A 24,866-nucleotide genomic window follows, 5' to 3' on the forward strand; every position below is an offset into this window, starting at 1 on the left:
GCGTTGCCGGCCTTGCGTCGTGCTCGCTCGAATCACGCTTCGCGGCGGGCGTGAGGCGCTGAATGTGGCGAGAGACGCACTCCGTGCAGCGCGCCGGGGTTCGCCGCCCAGCCTAGCCCTGACCCTGCGGGATATCCGCGCGGCAACGATGTCTGAGGCGCGAATACTGCCCGGCGCGCGCTTCCGTCGGGTATTTGTGTATCGGCAACATTGAGAAACCCGTGTAAGTTGAGAGATTCACATCGATTTTCTCTACGTCCGTCGACGCGCAGCGGGCGGCGCGCATGATGACGAGCAAAGTAAGACGCTGCTGCGGGCCGATGAATGGCCATTTAGCCGGCATCTGCGTGGTATTTCTGTAACGCGTCCGCAAAAATGGCCGCCGTGATCTCGCCGGAGTTCGCAAGTGCGTTGTCGGTTCTTGAGGAATTTGCGGCAACATTTTGATTTAAAAAGAATAAGCTAAATATTGCACTTGCGTCATGTGCGCGCAAAGCTGGCGACGTCGGCCTCTGACTTTCGGGCATGGTATTGACTTAAGGGGAGCAAACAGGGGATGGATTCGGGTGAAATCTTGTCGATTTGGCGGCTGAGTTGTTTCCACTTCGCTTCTCTCGGGCGCCAGGCCGACGGCACAGACACGCTGCAAATGCGATCTCGAGGTCCTAGATGCTGAAGACGGCCGACGTTCTGGACGCTCGCAGACTGAGCGCGTCTATGCCGACCGGGACCGCCAGCGAAGGTTTGCGGCGACTCGTAGCGACGACCGCCCTGGCGACGGGCGTGATCGTCGGAATGATGCTGTTCCAGCCCGGCGCCGCGCAGGCGCAGCAGGTCTGGACTGGACCCGGTACCGACTGGAACACGGCCGCGAACTGGGCTGGACCCGCCAATGTCCCCGACACCGCCGGTGAGACTGCGGTTTTCCAGGGTGCGATCGCGCCCGCGGCGCTCGCGATCTCGGCCTCCACGACGGTTGGCGGCATCACCTATGATGCCGGCGCGCAGGCCTATACGATTACCGTCGGCAATACCTTGGCCCTAACGGGCGCCGGCGTCGTCAACAACTCCGGCGTGACGCAGAATTTCGTGATCAGCGCCGGCCAAGGGGTGGTTTTCGGTGGTGCTGCTGATGCCGGATCCAATGTGGTTTACACCACCGCTGGAAATGGTGGCGTCTCGTTCCAGGGAACCGGCTCGGCTGCCGCAGCCAGCTTCGTGCTCGGCGGGGCCGGGAATATCTTCATCCAGACGGCCAGTGCAGTTTCGCTCGGCGAACTGAGCGGCGGGGGCGGCTCTCGCGTGCTTGCCTCGTCGGCCGGCGCAGCTTTGACCATCGGTGCTCTCAATACCTCCACGGTCTTCGCTGGCCGCATCGAGGAGGGTGCCGGTGTCGGCCTCACCGTGACCAAGACCGGCACCGGAACGCTGATACTCAGCGATGCCGGCGGAGCCTCCAACTATACCGGCCTGACGACGATCTCCCAGGGCGTGCTGAACATCCAGGCCGTGACCGCACTCGGCACGACGGCCGCTGGCACCGTGGTCGCGAACGGCGCCGCGCTGGAGCTGCAGGGCAGCATTACTGTCGCGGGCGAGGCGCTGACACTGAACGGCACCGGCGTGGCGGGCGGCGGCGCGCTGCGCAATGTCAGCGGTATCAACACCTATGGCGGCGCGATCACGCTTGGCAGCAATGCCTCGATCGTCTCTGCGGCTGACGCGCTTGCTCTGGCGGGCGGTGTCGCGCTCGGGGCGAACACGCTGACATTCGGCGGCGGTCTGATCAACGTCGCGACGGCTGGCATTACGGGTGCGGGCTCGGTTATTGTCGGGAGCGGAATCGCCCTGATCGACGCCGCGGGTACTTATGTTGGCGGGACGACGATCGCCGCTGGGGCCAATGCGGCGACCTCCGTGGCCGGCGGCTTCGGCACGGGGACGATCACGCTCGCCGGCGGCACGCTCAACTCCAGCGCGGCGGCCGTCACCGTAGCCAATGCGATCAGCCTCACGGCGAACAGCTCCATTGCCGTCCAGGCAAGCCAGGCGCTGACGCTGACCGGCGGCATCGCGTTGGGCGCCAACACGCTCTTTTTCAATGGACCAGGCACCACCACCGTCAGCACGACCGCGATCACCGGCGCCGGCGGGCTGACCAATTCGGGCGCCGGCGCGCTGATCCTCTCCGGCGCCAACAGTTATGCAGGCGTCACGACGATCACGGCCGGTGTGGTGAACATCCGCAACGCCACCGCGCTCGGCACCGTGGCCGGCGGCGTCACGGTCGCGTCCGGCGCGGCGCTGGAAATGCAGGGCGGCATCTTTGTCGGGGCCGAGGCGCTGACGCTGAGCGGCACTGGCGTCGCCGGGGGCGGCGCGCTGAGAAATATTTCCGGCAACAACAGCTATGGCGGCGCGATCACGTTGCTTTCAGCGACGCGCATCAACTCGGACTCAGGAATCGTGCAGACGGATGGCGCGATCACCGGCGCCGGCCAGACGCTTACGGTCGGCGGCAGTGGAGGCGCCGTCATCATCAACGCCGGACTCAATACCGGGAACGGCGCGCTCATCAAGGATGGCAACGGCCTTCTTGCGCTGAACAGCGTGAATACCTTCACCGGCTCTGTCACGGTCAATGCAGGCACGTTGCAAGTAAGCTTCGGGGCCGGGCCGGTCAACTCCGCGATCGGCGACGCCAGCGCCGTCATCCTGAACGGCGGCCAGATCGACGTCGTTCAAAATGAAACGATCGGCTCGCTGACCGGCGCCACTGGAACCAGCGTCAATCTGAGCGCCGGCGTCACATTAACGACAGGCGGCGACAACAGTTCGACGACGTATTCCGGCGCCATTAACGGCGGCGGCGGAGGCCTCGTCAAGCAAGGCACCGGCAGGTTCACGCTGAGCGGCGCCAACACCTATACCGGGGCGACGACGATCAATGGCGGCGAGTTGCGGGTCGACGGCTCGCTCGGCAATACTGCTGTCGCGGTCAACAACACCGGCACCTTGTCGGGCATCGGCACGCTCGGCGGCGCGGTCACGGTCAATGCCGGCGGCACGCTTTCGGCCGGGCAAAGCCCGGGCACGCTGACAGTCGGCTCGCTGACCTTGAACGCCGGCTCCAATTCGGTGTTCGAGCTCAACAATCCGGGCACGGTCGGCGGCGTCACCAACGATCTCGTGATCTCCAACGGGCCGGTGCAGCTCGGCGGTACGCTGACCGCGACGGCGGCATCCGCGGGCTTCTACAGGCTGATCAGCGTCGTCGGCGGCGGGGCGATCACCGGGAACTACGCCACGGTCAATGTCGCGGGCTTCACCGGACAGGTCTACACCAACGCCCCGGGTGCGGCGGAGCAGGTCAACCTCGCCGTGCTCGGCGCCGGCCAGATCATGCAGTTCTGGGACGGGGCCGACACGCTCGGCAACGGCACGGTCGATGGCGGCGCGGGCAACTGGAACGCCACCGATACGAGCTGGACCGGCCTGCCCGGCCAGGCCGGGGTGAACGCCTCCTGGCAGAGCTCGGTCGCCGTGTTCCAGGGCACGGCCGGCGTCGTCACCGTCGGGGGGACGCAGGCTTTCGACACGCTGCAGTTCAATACCGACGGCTATACGCTGGATGGCGGCCAGCTCGGCATCGGCGTCGCCGGCGGGGGCACGATCAATGTCAACGGCCTTGGCCTGACGGCAACCATCAGTTCGGCGATCGTCGATGGCGTGGGCACGAGCCTGATCAAGGTCGGCGCCGGCACGCTCAATCTCAGCGGCGTCAACACCTATACCGGCGGCACGACGGTCTCCGACGGCACGCTCGGCCTGCTCGCCGGCGGCGTGCTGGCCTCGAATGTGACGGTGGCCGCGGTCGGCGCGTTCAACAATGCCGGCACGGTCAACGCCTCGGTGATCAATAGCGGCACGACGAACAACAGCGGCCTGATCGCGGGGAGCGTGACCAATACGGGCACGCTGACGACGACCGGCACGATCCAGAGCGGCGTCACCAATAGCGGCACGGTCAATGCGGCCGGCACGATCAATGGCGCGATTGCCAACAATGCCGGAACCTTCACGGTGAGCGGTGTGCTTGCCGGCAATGGCGCCTTCAGCAATGCCGGTGGCGCCATCCTGGCCGTGAACGGCGGCAATTTCACCGGGCTCGCCAGCCTCGTCAACGCCGGCTCGATCACGATCGGCGCCGGCCGGACGCTGTCGGCAGGCACGATCACCAACAATGCCGGCACGATCGCGCTTGATGTCGGCGCGATGCTGCAAGGCACCGCCAACACGCTGAACAACGCCGCGACGATCAATGTCGCCGCGGACGGCGTGATCCTCGATGCAGGCGCGATCAACAACCTCGCCGGCGGCGTGATTAACTTCAACGGCCCCGGCGGGACGGCGACGCTGAGCAGCGGCCTGCAGGTCAACAATGCCGGCGCGATCAACCTCATTAGCGGCAATCTCAACGTCGTCGGCCCTCTCAGCAATACCGGCCAGGTGACCATCGCGGCCAATCTCGCCGCCAGCCTTGCCTCGCTCTCGAATGCCGGCAGCGTCAGCCTCGGCCAGGGTGCGAGGCTGACGACCTCCGGTAATCTCGCCAACACCGGCATGATCGAGCTGCGCAACGGCGCCACCAACAACCTCGTCACGGTCGGCGGCGGCTGGTCCGGCAATGGCCGGGTCGGGCTCGATCTCGACATCGTCAATGCGGCGGCCGACCGGATCAGCGTCGGCGGAGCGTCCTCGGGCCTGACCACGGTCGATTTCGCACAGCTGAGCGTGACATCCGCGGTGATCAGTCGCGACGTCCTGGTGGTCAACGGCGCAGCTGGCGCCCAGTTCGTCGCCGCCAATGCGCTGACTCCGACCGGGCCGAGCCCGTTCCCGAATGGCGCTGGCCAGCTCATCACCAATAACGGCCTGGTGCAGTACTGGTTCGGCGAGGCCACGCCCGGCTCGGGCACTTATGTCGTGCGGCCGGATCTCAACGTTACCGCGGCCACGGGCTTCGTCGCCTCCGTGTCGAGCGCCCTGGCCTCGATCAACGCCTTCAGCGAGCCGGCCTCGGCCTTCATCAACGGCCCGGCCGACCCGCAGCCGAACACTCTCTCGTTCGGCACCTGGGGGCGTGCGCGCGGCGGGCATTTCGACATCACCTCGAACAGCACGGTCGGCAGCGTCGGCGGCGTGTCGCGCTCGTTCCGAAGCGTCAACGAGGCCGGCTTTAACGGCTTCCAGCTCGGCGTCGATGCCGGCCTCTACAACATCAACGGCACCGGCTGGACCGCCAATCTCGGTATCCATGGCGGCAAGGTCGATGCCAAGGTCACGACCCCCGAGACGCGCCTCGAGGTCGAGCAGCCCTTCTACGGCGTTTATGGCGCGGTTCGGAGCGGCTCGGGCTTCGCCTTCGACGTGCTGGTGCGGCGGGATAATTTCGACCTGAAGCTGAACTCCCCCTCGGCCGGCCTCACCAATGCGAAGTTCAAGGCGGATGGCTGGAGCGGCCTGGCCTCGATGAGCCAGCGCTTCAACATCACCGACAGCATCTATATCGACCCCTCCGTCGCGGTGCTCTATTCGCGCGCCGAGGTCGACCCGCTGCGGACGCCGCAGGCCAATGTCAGCTGGCAGCCGATCGAGAGCGTCACCGGCCGCTTCGGCGTGCAGCTCGGCACCTTCATCCAGCCGACCGAGACGATCGTGCTCGCGCCCTATATCGCGGCCAGCGTCTGGCGCGAATTCGCCGGCAAGAGCAAGGCCTCGGGCGAGTTCGGCGGCCTGAGCTTCCCGACGACCACGGACCGGGTCGGGACCTATGGGCAGTTCAGCGCGGGTCTCGCCGTCTCCTCGACGACGCCCGGCCTGTCGGGCTTCGTGCGTGCCGATCTGCGCTTCGGCGAACGGATCGAAGGCTACGCCTTCAATGGTGGTTTGCGCTACCAGTTCTGAGCGGTTCCAGATCCGCCTCAAGATGACGGCCGCGCTCCAGCGCGGCCGTTTGTTTTCCGCCCAAGAGCAATTTGCTTTAACGCGTTTTCCTCATGCGATCCGGTGTCCGCTTCGCTTGAAAGCGCTCTCGTTGCGAACCTTCGGTCGGATCAGGCGTTTCCTCCGGTGGAGGACAGTGCATGATCGATTTGCTCCGACACCAGGCCGCCGATCCCGGCGGCACGCCGGCAGCGCCGAAGCCGCCGCCCGAGGCGCCGCCCTTGATGCCGACCGAGATTCCGCCGGCGCCTCCGGTCGAATCGCCGCCGGATGAGGAGCCGGCCGGCATTCCGACCGAGCCGCCGCCTGAGCTGCCGCCGAACGCGCCGCCCGAAGGACCCCCAGCGACGCCGATCGACCTGCCGCCCGGCCGCGATCCGCGCCAGCCGCAGGAATAGCCGCCCGGGCCCTCAGACCGGAGGCGCCGAGCCGTCGCCGATATCCCAGTAGAGCCCGGCCATCAGCGTCAGGCCCTCGCGGGCGATCGCGACGGGAAGGTGCTCGTCCGGCGCATGCTGCGAGCAGCCGGGATAGGAATGCGGCACCCAGATCGTGCGCAGTCCCAGCACATCCGCAAAGATGTCGTTGGGCAAGGAGCCGCCGAGATTGGGCAGGAGCGCCGGCTTCTTGTTGGTGCTCCTGGCGATCGAAGCGAGGGCGAAATCGACCCAGGGGTCTTCCGGGTCGAGCCGGGTCGCGCCGAAGATCGCCTCGCGCGACAACGAAACCTCGACCATCGGGAAGCCGTTGCGCTGCAGGTGGCGGCGCAGGGCCGGCACGATGTCGTTCTGGTCGATGCCGACGACGAAACGCAGCTGGCAGCGCGCCCAGGCGCTCGGCGGCACGGCGTTGACGGGCGTCTCCGGCACGCCGGACTTCATCGCCAGCACGTCGAAGGAACACCAGCCGAAGACCTGCTCGGCCGGGGTCAGGCCAGGCTCGCCCCAGTCGGGGTCGATCGTCGGGCCGTCCGGGCCACCATCGATCTCGCAGCCGACCAGCGCCTTGCGCACGGCGGCCGGCAGCTCCTTGGGCACCCATTCATGGATGCGGATCTGGCCGCTGGGGGAGGTGATCGAGGCGATGGCGTGGGCGAGCTGGATTGCCGGGTCGGAGAGGATGCCGCCCCAATTGCCGGAATGATGGCCACCCTCGCGGGCGACGATCGAGAGATCGAAGGTGACGCCGCCGCGTGCGCCGAGAAAAACCGTCGGCCGCTCCGCATTGAGGCGCGGCCCGTCGGAGGCGATCAGCACATCGGCCTTGAACAGCTCCTTCTGCTCGGTGCAGAGTTCGCGCAGGCCGGGAGAGCCGGATTCCTCGCCCATCTCGATCAGGTATTTGACGTTGAAGCCGAGCTTGCCGCGGGTTTCGAGGACGGCGCGCAGGGCGTTGATGTTGATGACATGCTGGCCCTTGTTGTCGACGACGCCACGGCCGTACCAGCGCCCGTCCTTCTCGACGAGCCGCCAGGGCGAGAGACCTTCGCTCCATTGCGCGTCGAGCCCACGAATGACGTCGCCATGGCCATAGCCGAGGATCGTCGGCAGGGCCGGGTCCTCGATGCGGGTGGCGAGCAGGAAGGGGCCGCGCGACAGCGGGTGGGTCAGCGTCTGGCAGGTGAAGCCGAAGCCCTCCAGGAGCGGGCGCATCTCGGTTTCGAGATATTCCGCGAGCATCGGCGCGCGTTCCGGATTCTGGCTCTCGGTCGGCATGGCGACGAGGCGGGCGAGATCGCTCTTGAAGCTGCCGGAGTCGAAATAGTCTTGCGCATGCGCGATGGCCTGGGCGCGGGTCATGGGGCAGTCTCCGTTCAGCGGCAGAAAGGGTCGATGGAATCAAACATTGCGGGGTGGCGAAAGCGCGTCGCGCAGACCGTCTCCGGCGAGGTTGATCGCGAAGATCAGCAGCGCCAGCGCCGAGCCCGGCAGGGCGATGAGCCAGAAGCCGAAGAACATGTAAGCCTTCGCCTCGGAGATCATCAGGCCCCAGGAGGGCAGCGGCGGCTGCACACCGAGGCCAAGGAAAGAGAGCGCGGCCTCCAGCAGGATCGCGCTCGCAGCCTCCAGCGTCGCGACGACGATGAGATGCGGCATGACGTTGGGCAGCACCTCCTTCAGGATGATGCGGAGCGTCGATGCGCCCGAGGCTTGAGCTGCCGCGATATAGTCGAGCGAACGCACCTGCTGGGTCGCGCTGCGCATCACCACGGCGAAGCGGTCCCATTTCAGCAGGCCGAGCACGAGGATCACGACCCAGAGCGAAGAGCCGATAATGGCGACGACCGCGAGTGCGACCAGGATCACCGGCATGGCGAGCCGCGTCGTCACCATGAAGGTGACGGCAAGGTCGGTGCGGCCGCCGAAATAGCCGGCGAGCAGGCCCATGGTCGCGCCGATCAGCCCCGACAGAATCACCACGCTAATGCCGATCAGCAGCGAGATACGGGCGCCATAGAGCAGGCGCGAGAGATAGTCGCGGCCGAGCGGGTCGGTGCCGAGCGGATGGGCCCAGTTGCCCTTGTCGTACCAGAAGGGTGGGATGTTGCGGGCCGTCAGGTTCTGGACATAGGGGTCGTGTGGGGCGAGCAAGGGCGCAAGCACGGCGATGGCGATGAAGCAGGCCAGCAGGCCGAGCCCGATCATCAGCGTCGTCTGCGAAAGCATGCGCTGCAGCAGGGTCTTGCCCTGGGGCAGGGCGGTGGGCCGCGGCAGGGCGAGGGGAGCGTCGCTCATCGTGGAATATCCTGCATCTCAGGACACCCTGATGCGCGGATCGAGCCAGGCATTGGCGATGTCGGCCGCGAGCGTCAGCAGGACATAGACAGCCGAAAGCAGCATCACGACCATCTGCATGACCGGGAAATCCTTATAGGTGATGCTCTGATAGGCGAGATAACCCAGCCCATCGAGCGCGAAGATCGTCTCGATCACCACCGAGCCGCCGAGCAGGAAGCCGAGCTGCACGGCGGTCAGCGCCACGACCGGCACGAGCGCGTTGCGCAGCGCATGGGTGAAGACGACCTTGCGCGGCGCGACGCCCTTGGCGCGGGCGGTACGGATATAGTCGGCCGAGAGCACCTCGATCATGCCGGCACGGATCAACCGCATGAAGGCCGGCGCGGCGTAGTAGCCGAGCGCGATCGTCGGCATGACGTAATGCTGCCAGCTCTGCGAGCCGGAGACGGGGAGCCAGCGCAGCGTGATCGAGAACAGCATCACAAGGCACAAGGCGAAGAAGAAATTCGGCAGGGCCTGGCCGACGACGGCAATGGCGAGCGCCAGCCGGTCGATCCAGCTATTGGCGTAGACAGCGGCCAGCACGCCGAGCGGGATCGAGATCGCGAGCGCGAAGACGAGCGAGCTCAGGCCGAGGATCAGCGTGGCCGGGAGCTTGGAGAAGACGAGAGCCGCGACATCGGTCTTGAAATAGATCGAAGTGCCGAAATCGCCCTGCAGCGTCCGCCAGAGCCAGTCGAGATATTGGATGATGATGGGGCGGTTGAGGCCGTAGGTCTCGCGGATCAGGTCGATATCGGCCTGCTGCGCGCCTTCGCCGGCAATCGCGACCGCGACATCGCCGGAGAGGCGCAGCAGAATGAAGGCCAGCGCCGATACCGTCAGCGCGACGAGAACCGCGAGGCCGAGGCGTTTGAGGATGAAGCCTAGCAAGGGGTAGGTCCCTGCGCTTTGAGAATCGTCGGCATGCAAACTCCTTCCGACGCGAGACCGTCATTGCGAGAAGCGCAGCGACGAAGCAATCCAGGGGCTGTCGCGCGCGACTTTCTGGATAGCTTCGCGGAGCCTGTACTCGGGCTTGCCGAAGGCAAGACCCGGGTGCTCGCAATGACGGCGAGAGGTTGGCGGCTGGGCCGAGCCTACTTCCAGGCCATCTCCCAGAAGCGCACCATCTCATCGGGATAGGCCTTGAAGCCCAGGTCCTTGCTGGCGACGTAGTAGACCGGCAGCGAGTAAAGCGGCACGGCATAGGCCTTGTCGGCGATGATCTTCAACGCCTCCTGATAGGCCGCCTTGCGGATATCAGGCGCGACCGAGTTGTTGCCCTTGTTGAGCAGGTCGCGGACGGTTGCGTCCTTGGTGATGTCCTCGGTGCGGAAGGCGAAGTAGTTCGGCGTGTTGGCCGAGACGTCATTGACCGAGAAGGAACCCCAGGTCTGGTGCGTCAGGTTGGCCTTGTTGCTGCTGATGACCTCGCGCATTGCGGCATATTGCAGGAAGCGCAGATTGGTCTTGATGCCGACCTGCTGGAGATAGCCGATCAGGGCTTCGGTCTGGTTGCGCTCGCGATAGGCGACGATGTCGAGCGTCAGATCCTTGACGCCGGCCTCGGCGAGCAAGGCCTTGGCCTTGGCGGGATCATAGGGGTAGCGCGCCGCGCCCTCGTCGGTGCAGCCGAACTGCGAGGGGAAGCAGATCGTGTTGAGAACGCGCGAGCCCTCGCCGACGATATTCTTGACCATGGCCTCGCGGTCGATGGCGTGGTTGATCGCCTTGCGGACACGCTCGTCCTTCAGCGCCGGCGCGGGCGTGTTTTCCAGCGAGTTGATCTGCATGAAGACGATGCGCATCGTCTCGCCCGAGACGACCTGCAGCGTCGGCACGGCCTTGAGCTGGTCGGCCTGGTCCTTGGGGACATGCATGATCAGGTCGACGCCGCCCGACAGCGCTTCGGCCATCTGGGTCTGGCGATCGGGGATGAAGCGGATCTCGATCTTGCCGACCTTGCCCGGCTTCTTCGGCGAATCCTTGAAATAGTCCTTGTTGGCCTCGAGCGTTATCGACTTGCCTGGGACGTAGTTGATGACCTTGTAGGGGCCCGAGCCGACCGGCTTCTCGTTCTGGCCCTTGGGGCCGACCTTCTCGTAATACTCGTTGGGATGGATCACGACCGGGCCGGCGAGATATTCGATCGCGGCCGGGAAAATCTCCTTGGTCGTGACGCGGACCTTGTATTTGTCGAGCTTCTCGGCCTTCTCGAGCCAGTTGACGTTGCCCTGGGTGACGACCTTGTTCTCGGGCTTGGCGATGAAGTTCAGCGTGTAGACGACGTCGTCGGCGTCGAACTCCTCGCCATTGTGGAACTTGACGCCCTCGCGCAAATCGAACTCGATCGTCTTGTCGTCGATCTGCTTCCAGCTCTTGGCGAGCTGGCCCTTATACGCGTTGGTGTCGGGGTCGCGGTAGATCAGCGTGTCCCAGACATTGGCGCCGATGATCACGCCGATGCGGACATTGTTGAAGAACGGATCGACGTTCTCGGGCGCCTGATCATAGGCGAAGCGGACGGTGTTGGCGGCCTTCTGGGCGAGCGCCGGGCTGGATGCCGTCGCCACCAGCGCGGTCGAAGCCAGCATCAGCGCGCAAGCCTTCATCAGCGCGCAAGCCTTGGCTATCAATGTCATTCTTCGGTCCCCTCGAAGCGGTTTGCGGTGTCGCGGCTTTGCCGTCTCTGCCGTTCCTTTGTGCGGAAACAAATCTGCCCAAGGATTGCGCTTGCCGCCATAAGAATGAATCGAACGGATCGTTGCCGTTTGGGCAAGGGACGGCTACAGGCGTTCCCATGCAGTCATCGGCCCTGCGATATTTCCTCGAGGTGGCGCGGACCGGTTCGGTCAGCGCGGCGGCCCAGCGCCTGCGCGTGGCCGCGTCTGCGGTCAGCCGACAGGTCTCCAATCTCGAGAAGGAGCTCGACGCGCTGCTGTTCGAGCGGCGCGCGCGCGGCATGATCCTGACACAGGCCGGAGAGACGCTGGCCGCCTATGCGCAGCGCCTGGCGCTGGAGAGCGAGCAGGTCGTCAGCGAAATCCGCGAACTCAACAGCGCCGATAAGGGATTGATCCGGCTGGGCGTTACCGAGGGCCTGGCGATCAGCTTCATTCCCGAGATGATCCACGCCTTCCGCAAGCGGCATGCGGAGGTCGCCTTCGACATCAAGGTGATGTCGCCGCTGGTGGTGACGGAGCAGGTGCGGATCGGCTCGGTCGATATCGGCGCGACCTTCGTGTTGACCTCCGAGCGTGGCGTCGCGACCCATTGGCAGCGCGCCGTCCCGACCTATGCCTATGTCGCCTCGAACCATCCGCTGCTGGCGCGGGCACCGGTCAGCATGGAGGAGGTTTTCGCCTATCCGATTGCGATGCTCGATGGTGAGGCGACGGTGCGCAAGGTCATGGACATCCATTGCGCGGCACGGGGACTGACGCTGGACCCGGTGCTGACCTCGACCAATGTCACCAGCGTGCTGCATTTCTGCCGGCTCGGTGGGGCGGTGACCTTCGCCAGCAGCATCGCCTTCGGGGCTTCGGAACGCGACGGCTCGCTCGTCGCATTGCCATTGAAGGACGCCGAGATGCCCCCACGCAGCCTGCAATTGCAAACCATGTCGGGCCGTGTCCTGCCGCGGCTGGTGACGAATTTCCTGGCGCTTCTGGTGCAGGAGCTGGAGAGCGCTGACAGGCTCGCGCCAGCGGCGGCGCGGGGCTCCGGACTTGCGGCGCAGGCCGTGGACATGGCAACGCAGACGGCATGACTTCGATCTCCGGGACGCAAGCCGGCGGCGCCGCCCTGATGGTGCCGCACGCCCATCAGCTCGTGGCGCGCGACGCCATTCTCGCGGCACGCGCCAAGGCTGCGCCGGGCTTCCTGCTCGGCGACCTGACTGGGCTCGGCAAGACGCTCTCGGCCTGGCTCGCTCTCTCGGCGATGCCCGAGGATGAGGTGCTGGTGATCTGCCCGAAGGGAGCGATCCCGCAATGGCGGCGAACGATGGCGCTGTCGGGCCTGCCGGCCAAGCGCGTCACGCTGATGAATTTCGAGCGGACGAAGTCGCTGCTGGCAGCCCCGGCCGACAGCAAGAAGCGCTCGATCCGGGCGAAGAACAACGAGCTTGCCAAGCGTGGCGCGCCCAAGCGCGTCTGGCCGCTGGTCGTGATCGACGAGGCGCATCGCATCCGCAACCCGAATTCGCAACAGGGGCTGGTCTGTCGCCAGATGGCGGCGGCGGCGCGCTTCACGATCTATATGAGCGCGACCGCCGGCCAATCGCCGCATGAGCTCTCCTATCTCGGGCCGTTGCTGGCGCGGGCGGCGGGCATGCCGAGCGCCGATCTCGACGGGTTTCGCGTGCTGATGAAGCAGCTCAGGATCGGCCGGGCGAAAGGGCGCTGGAAGAATTGGAGCTGGGAGCCCAACGAGGCCGATCGCAAGGTAATGGCCGGGCTGCTCTATCGCGGCGAGCGCGCCATCGGCCTGCGCCGTCGACCCGAAGAGATCGCCGGCTGGCCGGAGGTGCAGCGCGAGCTTGCGCCGGTGGCTTTGGATAGCGCGGCGCGAAAACTCTATGATGCGACCTGGCGCGAATTCCGGCGCGAATTGGGGCTGGTTGGGGGCTCGACACGCAAGCCGCAGGGTTGGGCCGCCGATCTGCGCTTCCGCCAGAAAGCGAGCCTGCTGCGGATTCCGGGAACGGTCGATTTCTGCGACGATCTGCTCGGCAATGACGAGCAGGTCGCGGTCTCGGTCGCCTTCCTGGAAACCAGTGCCATGCTGGCCGAGGCCTTGCGCGGGCGCGGCTGGAAGGTCGGCGAGATCAATGGCGAGCGCTCCGGCGCGGTCAATGAGGAGACGCGCATCGCCTTCCAGACCGGCCGCCTCGACGCTGTGATCTTCACCGTGACGGAATCGATCTCATTGCATCGCGGCGAGATGCCGGGCGGCGAGCGCGAGCGCTCGCTCGTCATCCACGACATGCGCCACTCCGCGATCCAGCTCCAGCAGATCGAGGGGCGCTGCCACCGCGACGGCCAGCACGCGACGATCTTCTATGCCTATGCCGAGGACACGGTTGAGGAGGCGGTCGCCGGCACCGTCATCGCGCGCATGGCGGCGATGGAGGGGCTGGCAGGCGACGATACGCGCATGCTGGAGGCGATAGCGGGCATCGTCGAGGCGCGGGCGGCGGCTTAGCCGCGGTTGCGGTGGGCCTCATACAGCGACGAAGCAATCCAGGAGGACCGTGCGAGACCCCGGATTGCTTCGCTTACGCGCGCAATGACGGATAGTGCGTCACGGTTCCTCGCGCGGTGAGCCGAGATGACGCAGCCTTGCCTGTACGGTTGCGTCATCCAGCAGAGCGCCCGCTTCGCCGTCGAGCCGATGCCGCCAGTTCGGCTTCTCCGTCGTCGTGCCGGGCACGTTGGGCTGCGTCCTGATGCCAAGCGCGTCCTCTATCGGCAGCATTTTCAGCGTGCAGGGCGTCCGGGCGATGTAGCGGATCGCGGCATCGACCACCGGGTCTGTGTCGTCGGGCGCCGGGCGCTCGCCTTCGACCAACCCGGCATTCTGGAAGGCGCCCCAGAGCACGCCGCGATCCCAGGCACGTACGCTTTCCTGGTCGATGCTGTCGTCGCCGGGGTCGATATCGGCTCCGGCCCACCAGCCGGCGGTTGGCGGCAGGTCATGGGTCGTGGTCAGGGCGACCGCACCGGCATCCCATTGTTCCGGCGGCACATAGCTGTGCTGCGTCTTCTCGAAGCGCAGCACGCGTAGGCCGGCGACGCCTTGCGCGTGCAGATCGTCGCGAAAGCCGTTCGGCAGCGTGCCGAGATCCTCGCCGATGACGATCGCTTTGTGCCGCCAGGATTCGAGCGCGATCAGGCGAAACAGTGTCTCAGTGGGGAAGCTGACATAGGCGCCGTCGAGTGCGCCCGCGCCTTCGGGGATCAGCCAGAGCCTGTTCATGCCCATAACATGGTCGATGCGGATGCCGCCGACATAGCGCAGGCTCGCGCGCAGCGTCTCGATGAAGGGCGCAAAGCCTGATGCAGCGAGGCCACGCGGCGAGAAGGTGGTCAGGGCCCAGTTCTGCCCCTCCTCCGCATAATAGTCGGGCGGTGCGCCGATGCTGAGGCCGCCCAGCACCTCATGCTGGCGGCTCCAGGCGTGGCTGCCGGAGCCGTCCATGCCGATGGCGAGATCGGCGACGAGCCCGACCTTCATGCCGCTCTCGCGGCAGACCCGCTGAGCCTCGCCATAGGAGCGGCCCGTCAGCCATTGCAGGAAAATCTGATAGGCGACCTCGTCCTGATGCTCGGCGGCGAAGGCAGCGACTTCGGGGCTGTCGGGATCGCGATAGGCCGGCCGCCAGTCGCGCCAGTTCCTGACGGCAGGGTCGCGGCGCAGCTCAGCCGTGTGCAAGATCTCGAAGGCGGCATGGGCTTTCAGAAGCGGCGAGGCCTCAGCCAGATGGCGTTCGAAATCGGCTCGCGGAGCCTCGGCTGCGCAGGCGGGATCGCGCAGGGCGTCGAACAGCGCCCGCAGCAGCGTCCAGCGCTTCGCTGTCGCGGCAAGCCAGTCGACCTGCGGCAGGGATTCGAGCTTCGCCATCTCGTCGGCGAGGCCGAGCTTCGCGATCAGATCCTGAATCAGCTCGCCTGGAAGCACGGCTCCGGGGGCGGCGTGAAGCGGATTGTAGAACAGGCGCGTGGAGGGTGAGTAGGGGCTGAAGAGGGCGGGTTCGGCGCCATAAAGCGCATGGACCGGACTGATCGCCAACGCATCGGCCCCCCGCCCGGCGGCGCTGCGGCCCAAGGCTGCGACGCCGGCGAAGTTGCCGATGCCGCCATCGCCGGCTGTTCGCAGCGAATAGATCTGCGCCGCCAGCCCCCAGCTGGGGGCGCCCGCATTAAGGTCGGCGAAGGTGATACAGCGCTCGGGCGCGGTCGCAATGGAGAAATCGCCCTCCGAGGTACGGACGGTATGATAGCCGGGCTCGGCGAAGGCCGGCAGCGTCAAAGCGCCGTCATAGCCCTCTTCGGAGGTCACGACGCGATGCGCGCCGCCTTCCAGCACGATCTCGACCGTCGTCCCGCCCGGTGCGCTCAGCGGCAGGCTGACTGGCTGGCCAATGCGCGCCGTGGTGAAGCGCGAGACTGCTGCCGCATTCACGCCGCTCTCCAGCATCGAGAGCGAGTTGCGCAGGGCTGAATCGCTGTCGGCCGGCAGGCCGAGCGCTGACAGGATGGCGCGCAGGCTCTCAGGCGTAACCGCGCGCTCCGCCCCGGTCTGGTCTGTCCAATGCGGCGCGACGCCGGCCTTGGCCGCGAGCTGGCGCAGGGTGTCGTCGCTCATCGAGGGCTCCGCAAGGATCTAAGCTTCCGCCGGGATGACGCGGTGATTGAGTGGTTAGGCATCTAGGTCTTGAGATGCCCCGCCGCATCGTGCTCGAGCACGACCAGGCCGAGGGGGGGCAGCGTCAGCGACAGGCTCTGGCGCTGGCCATGCCGAGCGACAGAACCGGTTCGGCATTGCCCGCCATTGCCGATATCGGCACCGCCATAGACGCCCGCATCGCTGTTGAGCCGCTCGCGCCAGAGCCCGCTCCTGGGCACGCCGATGCGATAATCGTGGCGTGGCACCGGCGTCATATTGGCGACGACGAGGATGTCGGGCGTGTCCGCGCCCCCTGAGCGGCGGAAGGCGAAGACCGAGTTGGCGCTATCGTCGGCGATCACCCAGGCGAAGCCCTCGGGCGCATGGTCGAGGCGGTGGAGGGCGGGGGTCGAACGGTAGAGCGCGTTGAGATCGCGTACGAGTTGCATTGCGCCGCGGCGTCGCTCGTCATCGGGGTGAGGCCAGGGGAAGGGAGCATCGACGTTCCACTCGTCCTCCGCGCCGAACTCGCAGCCCATGAAGAGCAGCTTCTTGCCGGGATGGCTCCACATCAGCGCCAGGCAGAGGCGCAGGTTCGCGAAGCGCTGCCAGTCGTCGCCCGGCATGCGCGAGAGCAGCGAGCCTTTGCCGTGCACGACCTCGTCATGCGAGATCGGCAGCACGAAATTCTCCGAGAAGGCGTAGAGCAGCCCGAAGGTGACGTCGTCTCCGTGATGGCCGCGATGGATCGGATCACGTGCGAAATAGCGCAGCGTGTCGTGCATCCAGCCCATGTTCCATTTGAAATGGAAGCCGAGCCCGCCATGGTGGACCGGCGAGGTGACGCCGGCCCAGGCGGTTGATTCCTCGGCGATGGTGACTGCGCCGCGCCCGCGCGCGCCGATCAGCGTGTTGAGTTCCTGAAAGAAACTGACGGCCTCCAGATTCTCGCGGCCGCCATATTGATTGGGCACCCATTCGCCCGGCAGGCGGCTGTAGTCGCGGTAGAGCATCGAGGCGACCGCATCGACGCGCAGGCCGTCGAGATGGAAGGTCTCGACCCACCACAGTGCCGAGGCGATCAGGAAGCCGCGCACCTCGCGCCGGCCGACATTGTAGATCAGCGTGTTCCAGTCGCGGTGGAAGCCCTCGCGCGGATCCTCGTGCTCGTAGAGCGCGCTGCCGTCGAACCGTGCGAGGCCGTGTTCATCGGAGGGGAAATGCGCCGGCACCCAGTCGAGGATCACACCGATGCCGGCGGCATGGCAGCGATCGACGAAGCGGGCGAAAGCCTCGGGCGGGCCGAGCCGCGCGGTCGGGGCGTACATGCCCAGCGGCTGGTAGCCCCAGGAGCCGCCGAAAGGATGCTCGGTGATCGGCATCAGTTCGATATGGCTGAAGCCCATATGCTGGAGATAAGGGATCAGCCGGTCGACCGCCTCGTCCCAGGAGCCCATCTGGCCCCATTCTGTGCGCAGCCAGGAGCCGACATGGACCTCATAGCAGGCCATCGGCTCGGCCATCGGGTGGGCGCGCTCGCGATGTGCAAGCCAGGCTTCGTCGCTCCAGCTGTACTCGGCTGGCTGAGCGACGACGGAGCCGGTGCGCGGCGGCGCCTCAGTGCGGCGGGCCAGCGGGTCGGCCTTCCAGGGCAGGCGTTCGCCCGATGCCGCGATGATCGCGTATTTATAGACCGCGCCGGCCTCGACGCCGGGGATGAACAGCTCCCAGACGCCTGGGCCGAGCCTGCGGCGCATCGAATGGCGGCGGCCGTCCCAGCTGTTGAAATCGCCGACGACCGCGACATGGGAGGCATTGGGAGCCCAGACGGCAAAGAGTGCGCCCTCGACGCCGTCGATTGTGCGCAGGTTGGCGCCGAGCCGCGTCGCGAGGTCGAAATGGCGGCCCTCGGCGAAGAGATAGATGTCGTCTTCGGAGAGCAGCAGGCCGAAGCTGTAGGGGTCAGCGCTCTCGGTGATGCCGCCCTGCCAGGCCGCGCGCAATCGATATGGCCCCTCAGCAGGGGCGGGCGCCTCGAACAGGCCGGTGCCCTGGCCGATCATGGCAACGGCGTCACGGCCTTCGCCGAGGATCAGCTCGACATAGTTCGCGCCGGGCAGGAAGGCGCGCACGATGGTGACGTCGCCCACGGTGTGGCGGCCCAGCACGGCGAAGGCATCAGGGTGGCGGCCGTCTTCCAGAAGGGCGAGATCGCGCGCCGGCAGGCTGGGGAGGCGGAGCGGAATCTGGCGCGTCATCTATCCTGGTCCCATCGTGAATCGAACCCCGCTGACGGCGCGGAATTCTCGATGATGCAACGCAACAGAGTCACGTTGCGTTCCGCGCCGGGGAGATTGTGTTCGGTGCCGCGCTGGACATGGAACCAAGCTTTACAATTGCGGTTGTCACACGGCGCGGGCGGCGTGTGAAAGGGAGAAATGCGATGAGCCGAGAACAGATCGTTCGTGACACCGCCTATGCGATCTGGGAGGCGGAGGGAAAGCCCGAGGGGCGCGATCTGGCGCATTGGCAGCAGGCCGAAGCGCGCGTCGCCGCGAGCGCGGCTGCGAAAGCCAAGCTCATAGCCAAGGGCAAGGCGCCCGTCTCCGTCGCAAAGGCCTCGGCCAAAGCAGCGCCACCCGCCAAGACGGCCGCAACCAAGGCTGCGCCCGTCAGGAAGGGCTGAGCGAGAAAGCGCGGTAGTCCTGTGGCCGGCGAGCAAAAAAGCGGGCGAATTCAAGCCGCGAGCGCCCTGGCATAGACATCGGCATAACGATGGGTCGGGCGGGCCCAGTCGAAGCGCTTGGCCATGGCGTGCTCGCGCATCTGCTTGAAGGCCCGCTTCGTCTTGAACGCCTGCAAGGCACGCGTCACCGCCGAGGTCAGCCCGGCGCCGGTCGGCGAGGAGAACAGGAAGCCGGAGAGCCCGTCCTCGATGGTGTCGACCAATCCCCCGGTGCGGTAGGCGATCGGTAGCGTGCCGAAGCGCTGAGCGTACATCTGGCTCAGCCCGCAAGGCTCGAAGCGCGACGGCATCAGCAGGAAATCGCTGGCAGCGAAGATGCGCCGCGCCTCGGCATCGTCGAAGCCGATGCGGGCGGCGATGGCTTGCGGATTCTGCCGGGCGAGCCGCTCGATCGCATCCTCCAATCGTGGCTCGCCGCGGCCGGTGACGATGAGCTGGCCGCCATTGGCGACGATGGTCTCGGCTGCCTCGATCGACAGATCGATGCCTTTCTGGTGGACGAGGCGGGAGATGATCGAAAACAGCGGACCGCGCGATTGCGGCAGATCGAAGGTCTGGCGGATATCGGTCGCGTTCTTCTGTTTCCACTGACGGATCAAACGCGTAGGCGTCTTTTCGCCGGCGATCGGCGAGGCCCAGCTATCGTCGATGCCGTTGACGATGCCGGTCAGGCGGCCTTCGTCCATTCGCGTTTTGAGCAAACCCTCGAGGCCGCAGCCATGCTCGGCTGTGGTGATCTCGCGGGCATAGGTCTCGCTCACCGTGGTGACATGTGAGCCGTAATAGATACCGGTCTTCAGGAACGAGATCTTGCCGTGGAATTCAGCGCCGTTGACCGAGAAGGCGAGGTCGGGAATGCCCAGCGCGCCCATGCGAGCCGGCTGGTAGAGACCCTGATAGGCCAGGTTGTGGATGGTCAGGATCGAGGGGGTGCTGAGCCCCTTCCAGCGCAGATAGCCTGGCGCCAAGGCTGAGGGCCAGTCATTGACGTGGATGATGTCGGGCTTCCAGTTCGGATCGGCCTCACCGGCTGCGATCTCGGCCGCGGCCAATGAAAGCCTGGCGAAGCGGATGTCGTTGTCGGTGAAGTCACCGCCCGCGAAGGGTCCATAGGGAGAGCCTTCGCGGTCATAAAGCTCGTCGCAGAGCACCGCGTAGATGGTGAGCCCGTCTGGCGTGTTGAAGCGGCCGAGCGACCAGGGCGGCAGGCTCGCGGTGCGCGGCAACTGCGCGACGATGTCCATGGCCGGCTTGGCGGCACGAACCTTCCTGAAGCCGGGGATGAGTACGCGGACATCGCAGAGCGCGCGCAATTGGCGTGGCAGGGCCGAGGAGACCTCGCCCAGGCCGCCGGCCTTGATGAAGTCGCCCATCTCCGAGGTCACGAAGAGAAGTTTGGTGGCCGACGGCAGGGCAGAACGAGGATCGGGGGCTCCGTCCTTGACCGCCGCGGCGTAGGTCAAAGCGTGGCCGGAGGTAGCGGAACTGGTGTCGACTGTGGCCTGCATAGGCACTTCGGACATCGTCGCAATTCCTGCCTGAACGCTGCTTTCAGAACACTTCGGAAAAGTTAAGGTTCCATGTTGCAATGCAAAAAATTAATGCAAATTCCGGGCCGATCTCCGGAACTGCTTGGGCGGCGGAGACGTTGCAGATGTCGCGGCAGGTGTAACGCACGATGCGGCGGATAAGGAGCAGCTGCCGCTACGACCGCCGCTGCGCCTGTTCCGCCAAGAGGGGCAGGCATGGCTGACAATAATGGCGCGCGCTTTGATGTCGAGGCTGGGCAGGCGGGAGATCTGGGCGCTGCCTTCGACGGAGGCGGCACGAATTTCGCGCTGTTTTCGGCGTCTGCCGAGCGCGTCGAACTTTGCCTTTTCGATGAGAGCGGGCAGAGCGAGATCGCCCGCATCACTCTACCGGAATATACCAATGAAGTCTGGCACGGCTATTTGCCGGGCGTGAGGCCGGGACAACGCTATGGCTATCGCGTCCATGGCCGTTTCGCGCCGGAAGAGGGCCATCGTTTCAACCCCAACAAGTTGCTGCTCGACCCCTATGCCAGGGAATACGCCGGCGATATCGCCTGGAATGCCGCCCATTACGGCTATGACGTCAACACCGAGGTCGACCAGGATTTGAGCTTCAGCGAGCTCGACAGCGCGCCCTTCACGCAAAAATGCGTCGTCTGTGATCTGTTGGCCGATCCAGAGGCGCCGGCCAGGCCGTTGATTCCGTGGGATCGGACGATCTTCTACGAAACCCATGTGCGCGGTTTCACCAAGCTGCATCCGGCGGTGCCCAAAGACATGCGCGGAACTTTCGACGGGCTCGGGCAACAGGCGATCGTCGACTACATCAAGAACCTTGGCGTTACCTCGGTCGAGCTTCTGCCGGTCCATGCCTATCTCGACGACCACCATCTCGTCGCCAAGGGCCTGACCAATTACTGGGGCTACAACACGATCGGCTTCTTCGCGCCCGAGCAGCGCTACGAGGGGCGGGCTGGATTGGCGTCCTTCCGCGACATGGTGCGCAAATTCCACGATGCCGGCCTCGAGGTCATTCTCGACGTCGTCTACAATCACACGGCCGAGGGCAACGAGCTTGGCCCGACGCTCTCCTTCAAGGGCATCGACAACCTCTCCTATTATCGCACAATGCCCGACGAGGCGCGCTTCTACGTCAACGACACCGGCACCGGGAACACGGTCAACACCAGCCATCCGCGCGTGCTGCAGATGGTACTGGATTCGCTGCGCTACTGGACTGAGGTGATGGAGGTCGACGGGTTCCGCTTCGACCTCGGCACCATCCTAGGCCGTGAGCCGCACGGCTTCGACCAACGCGGCGGCTTTTTTGATGCGATGGGCCAGGATCCGGTTCTGCGCAAGGTCAAGCTGGTCGGGGAGCCCTGGGACATCGGGCCGGGGGGTTATCAGGTCGGTGGTTTTCCGCCCGGCTGGGCCGAGTGGAACGACAAGTATCGTGACACCGCGCGAGCTTATTGGAAGAGCGAGGAGGGCATCATCCGCGATCTCGCGGCGCGCGTGACGGGTTCGGGCGATGTTTATGATCTGCGCGGGCGCAGGCCTTGGTCGAGCGTCAACTTCATCACTGCTCATGATGGTTTCACGCTGAACGATGTGGTCTCCTACAACGAGAAGCACAACGACGCGAACGGCGAGGACAACAAGGACGGTCACGGGCATAATCTGTCCTTCAATTTCGGCGTCGAGGGACCGAGCGATGACGAGAGCGTCATCGCCGCGCGCGAACGCCAGAAGCGCAATCTGCTCGCGACCCTGCTGCTCTCGCATGGCACGCCGCTGATCCTGGCAGGCGACGAGCTCGGCCATTCGCAGGATGGCAACAACAACGTCTACTGCCAGGACAACGAGCTCGCCTGGATCAAATGGGACAAGCTAACCGAGCGCGACAAGGCGCTGACCGCGTTCGTGCGGCGCATCACCAGCTTGCGCGCAGAGCACGCGATCTTCCGTCGGGCCAGCTTCCGCGACGGTTGCGTGCTGCGCTGGGTCAACCCGGCCGGCGGCGACCAGCAAGAGGGGCATTGGGACGATGACGGCGTGCGCGCCATCGGGCTCCTGATGCACACGCCAGACGTCGAGCAAGGCGGCGACGAGGCGCTCATCCTGTTCAATGCCTTCGACGGCGAGGTGGTGTTCGAGTTGCCGACGCGGGTGAAGCAGGGAGCCTGGTCGGTTGTGCTCGACACCGAGACGGGACCGGGTTCGGATGAGGGACGTAAGGGCTTGAAGGCCGAGAGCGAACTGACACTCTCGGCAAGGTCCCTGATCGTACTGATGTAAGCGAGCATCCGAGCAGATCTGTTCAGAGATTCTCAGGCCGGCGCTGAGTTTATCCTTGGGCCGATCGAAGATCGGACCCGAGGGCTTCGCCCGAGAATGACGGCGTAGGTCAGGAGGCCTCTGCGAACAGCGAAATGCTGCGTGGCGGCAGCTGGGCTGCGTCTCCGGCAGCGGAGCTGCAGAAGACTTGACGCCAGGCTCTTCCCGCCAAGGCGTCCGGCGGCGCAAAGACTGCCGGTTCATGTCGGCGATTGAACGCGATCAGCACGGCGGCATTGGGACCTGTAAGCCGCAGCACAAAAACATCGAGGCCGCGCCAGTCGTCGTCAGCGAGAGGCGTCCCATCGGCGCGCAGCCAGGTCGCGTCCCGACGCGCCGAGCCCTCCGAAGGCTGCCCCGTCAGAAAGCTCTCGCCACGGATCAGGGGGTACTCTTCGCGCAGGGCGGCCAGCCGGGCGACGAAGGCGATCAACTCCTGATCCGCTTTCGGCCAATCTAGCCAGAAGCTGTCATTGTCCTGGGCATAGGCGTTGTTGTTGCCGAACTGGGATCGGCCGAATTCGTCGCCGGCCGTCAGCATCGGAATGCCGCGCGAGAGAAACAGAGTTGCGAGCAGCGCGCGGATGTCGCGGTCACGCGCGGCCTTCACAGCTATGTCGTCGCTGGCGCCTTCCGTGCCGTTGTTCCAGCTGTGGCTGTCATTGTCGCCGTCGCGGTTGCCCTCGCCATTGGCCTCGTTGTGCTTGGCAGCGTAGGCGACGAGGTCGGCGAGCGTGAAGCCGTCATGGGCGGCGATGAAATTGATGCTGGCCTTGGGGCCGCGATGCCGGCCGGCGAAGAGATCGGCCGAGCCTGACAATCGCGTCGCCAGCGCGCCTGCCGCAGCTGCGTCGCCGCGCCAGAAGCGGCGGACATCGTCGCGATAGCGACCGTTCCATTCGGCGAAGGGAGCGGGGAATTCGCCGAGCCGATAGCCGCCGGGGCCGATGTCCCAGGGCTCGGCGATCAAGAGCGCGTTGGCGAGGTCGGGATCCTGCAGGAGCGCGGCGAATAGTGGGGCTTCGGCCGAGAAGCCGCTATCGGAGCGGCCCATCACCGTGCCGAGATCGAAGCGGAAGCCTGCAACGCCGCAGGCCCGCCAATGCCGCAGCGCATCCGTTGCCATACGCAGGACCGGCGCGCGGTCCAGCGCCAGCGTATGGCCGCAGCCGGTATCGTTGACGAGGCAGCCGGGGTCATCGATAGCGTGACGGTAATAGACGGCGTTGTCGAGGCCGCGCAGGCAGATCGTCGCGCCATGCTCGTCGCTCTCGGCCGTGTGGTTGAGGACGATGTCGAGGATGACGCCGATGCCGGCTTGGGCGTAGGTCGCGCAGAGCGCGCGCAGATCGGCCTCGCCGCTCGGAGCGAGGCGCGGATCGAGCGCGAAGAAATTGACCGGGTTGTAGCCCCAGGCATTGCTCAGCCCGAGCGGCGGCAGATGGCGCTCATCCATCCAGGCTGCAACCGGCATCAATTCGACATGGCTGACACCGAGCCGTTGCAGATGGGCGAGGACAGGTTCGGCGGTGAGCGCCGCGAGCGTTCCACGCAGAGGCTGCGGGACACCGGGATGGCGCATCGTGAAGGATTTGACGCCGAGTTCGTAGATGAAGGCGGGCGTCTGCTCCCGGCCCGACCTGATCTGGGCTGGCTCGGTTCCCACGACGATGCAGCGCGGCACGAGTGCAGCCGTATCTGCCCCGGCCGAGGGCGGAGCCGCCAAGGCGGGATCCCAGCGAAAGGGCCGACCGATCAGCGTCGCATAGGGATCGACCAGCAGCTTGGTCGCATCGAAGCGGTGGCCGCGTTCGGGCTGCCAGGGCCCTTCGACACGCAGGCCATAGCGCAGGCCGGGTTTCGCGCCCGGCAGCAGGCCGTGATGGATATCGCCGCTGCGGCAGGGCAGGGGCAGGCGGGCGATCTCGCGCTCGCCGGCATCGTCGAACAGGCAGAGCTGAACGCTGTCGCCATTGCGCGAGAACACCGCGAACGCGACGCCGTGCCGCGTGATGTTCGCGCCCATCCGCACCGGCAGGGCGCAGGGCGCGATCCGCCAGGCGTCGGCCAAGC

Annotated in this window: 14 protein-coding genes; 6 read left to right on the forward strand and 8 right to left on the reverse strand. The window is 65.9% G+C overall.

Annotated features, from left to right (window positions below; translation table 11 throughout):
* Positions 1-717: 717 nt before the first annotated feature.
* Positions 718-5,967, forward strand: coding sequence for an autotransporter-associated beta strand repeat-containing protein (locus ACSQ3P_RS00375; RefSeq protein ID WP_436163734.1), 5,250 nt, complete (start codon positions 718-720; stop codon positions 5,965-5,967).
* Between the two features lie 179 nt (positions 5,968-6,146).
* The gene (locus ACSQ3P_RS00380; protein WP_436163735.1) at positions 6,147-6,404 is read left to right on the forward strand and encodes a hypothetical protein; all 258 of its coding nucleotides are present in this window, start codon (positions 6,147-6,149) and stop codon (positions 6,402-6,404) included.
* Positions 6,405-6,416: 12 nt separating this feature from the next.
* On the opposite strand, the gene ACSQ3P_RS00385 is transcribed toward ACSQ3P_RS00380, so the two are convergent.
* From ACSQ3P_RS00385 to ACSQ3P_RS00400, 4 genes are all read right to left on the reverse strand, one after another.
* On the reverse strand, positions 6,417-7,805 hold the full coding sequence (locus ACSQ3P_RS00385; protein ID WP_436163736.1) for a M20 family metallopeptidase: 1,389 nt from the start codon (positions 7,803-7,805) through the stop codon (positions 6,417-6,419).
* 39 nt (positions 7,806-7,844) lie between these two features.
* The gene (locus ACSQ3P_RS00390) at positions 7,845-8,741 is read right to left on the reverse strand and encodes an ABC transporter permease (RefSeq protein WP_436163737.1); all 897 of its coding nucleotides are present in this window, start codon (positions 8,739-8,741) and stop codon (positions 7,845-7,847) included.
* Positions 8,742-8,759: 18 nt separating this feature from the next.
* On the reverse strand, positions 8,760-9,677 hold the full coding sequence (locus tag ACSQ3P_RS00395) for an ABC transporter permease (protein ID WP_436163738.1): 918 nt from the start codon (positions 9,675-9,677) through the stop codon (positions 8,760-8,762).
* A 206-nt stretch (positions 9,678-9,883) separates the two neighbouring features.
* Complete coding sequence (locus tag ACSQ3P_RS00400) at positions 9,884-11,428, reverse strand: ABC transporter substrate-binding protein (RefSeq protein ID WP_436163739.1); 1,545 nt, start codon at positions 11,426-11,428, stop codon at positions 9,884-9,886.
* Positions 11,429-11,586: 158 nt separating this feature from the next.
* Between ACSQ3P_RS00400 and ACSQ3P_RS00405 the strand changes: the two genes are divergently transcribed.
* Both ACSQ3P_RS00405 and ACSQ3P_RS00410 read left to right on the forward strand, forming a co-directional pair.
* Positions 11,587-12,555 carry a LysR family transcriptional regulator gene (locus tag ACSQ3P_RS00405; RefSeq protein WP_436163740.1) on the forward strand — a complete coding sequence of 323 codons (969 nt, stop codon included), beginning with the start codon at positions 11,587-11,589 and terminating at the stop codon, positions 12,553-12,555.
* Entirely contained in the window at positions 12,552-13,991 is a 1,440-nt protein-coding gene (locus tag ACSQ3P_RS00410) for an SNF2-related protein (RefSeq protein WP_436163741.1), read from the forward strand. Before ACSQ3P_RS00405 ends, ACSQ3P_RS00410 begins: the two co-directional genes overlap by 4 nt.
* Positions 13,992-14,090: 99 nt before the next feature.
* Here ACSQ3P_RS00410 and malQ read toward each other — a convergent pair whose 3' ends face one another.
* Positions 14,091-16,154, reverse strand: coding sequence for a 4-alpha-glucanotransferase (malQ, locus tag ACSQ3P_RS00415; protein WP_436163742.1), 2,064 nt, complete (start codon positions 16,152-16,154; stop codon positions 14,091-14,093).
* Positions 16,155-16,216: 62 nt separating this feature from the next.
* Complete coding sequence (gene glgB, locus ACSQ3P_RS00420; RefSeq protein WP_436163743.1) at positions 16,217-18,433, reverse strand: 1,4-alpha-glucan branching protein GlgB; 2,217 nt, start codon at positions 18,431-18,433, stop codon at positions 16,217-16,219.
* A gap of 185 nt (positions 18,434-18,618) precedes the next feature.
* On the opposite strand from glgB, the gene ACSQ3P_RS00425 reads away from it, so the two are divergent.
* Complete coding sequence (locus ACSQ3P_RS00425; RefSeq protein WP_436163744.1) at positions 18,619-18,861, forward strand: DUF2934 domain-containing protein; 243 nt, start codon at positions 18,619-18,621, stop codon at positions 18,859-18,861.
* A gap of 50 nt (positions 18,862-18,911) precedes the next feature.
* Here ACSQ3P_RS00425 and glgA read toward each other — a convergent pair whose 3' ends face one another.
* Positions 18,912-20,444: a glycogen synthase GlgA gene (gene glgA / locus ACSQ3P_RS00430; RefSeq protein WP_436163745.1), complete on the reverse strand. Its 1,533-nt coding sequence runs from the start codon at positions 20,442-20,444 to the stop codon at positions 18,912-18,914.
* A gap of 222 nt (positions 20,445-20,666) precedes the next feature.
* Here glgA and glgX (ACSQ3P_RS00435) point away from each other — a divergent pair, with 222 nt between their 5' ends.
* Entirely contained in the window at positions 20,667-22,754 is a 2,088-nt protein-coding gene (gene glgX / locus ACSQ3P_RS00435) for a glycogen debranching protein GlgX (protein WP_436163746.1), read from the forward strand.
* Positions 22,755-22,863: 109 nt separating this feature from the next.
* Here the strand turns inward: glgX (ACSQ3P_RS00435) and glgX (ACSQ3P_RS00440) are convergent, their stop codons facing one another.
* A complete protein-coding gene (glgX, locus tag ACSQ3P_RS00440; protein WP_436163747.1) occupies positions 22,864-24,864 on the reverse strand; it encodes a glycogen debranching protein GlgX in 2,001 nt (666 codons plus the stop codon).
* Between the last annotated feature and the right edge of the window lie 2 nt (positions 24,865-24,866).

Source organism: Allobosea sp. LjRoot9 (assembly GCF_964252745.1).
Classification (GTDB): domain Bacteria; phylum Pseudomonadota; class Alphaproteobacteria; order Rhizobiales; family Beijerinckiaceae; genus Allobosea.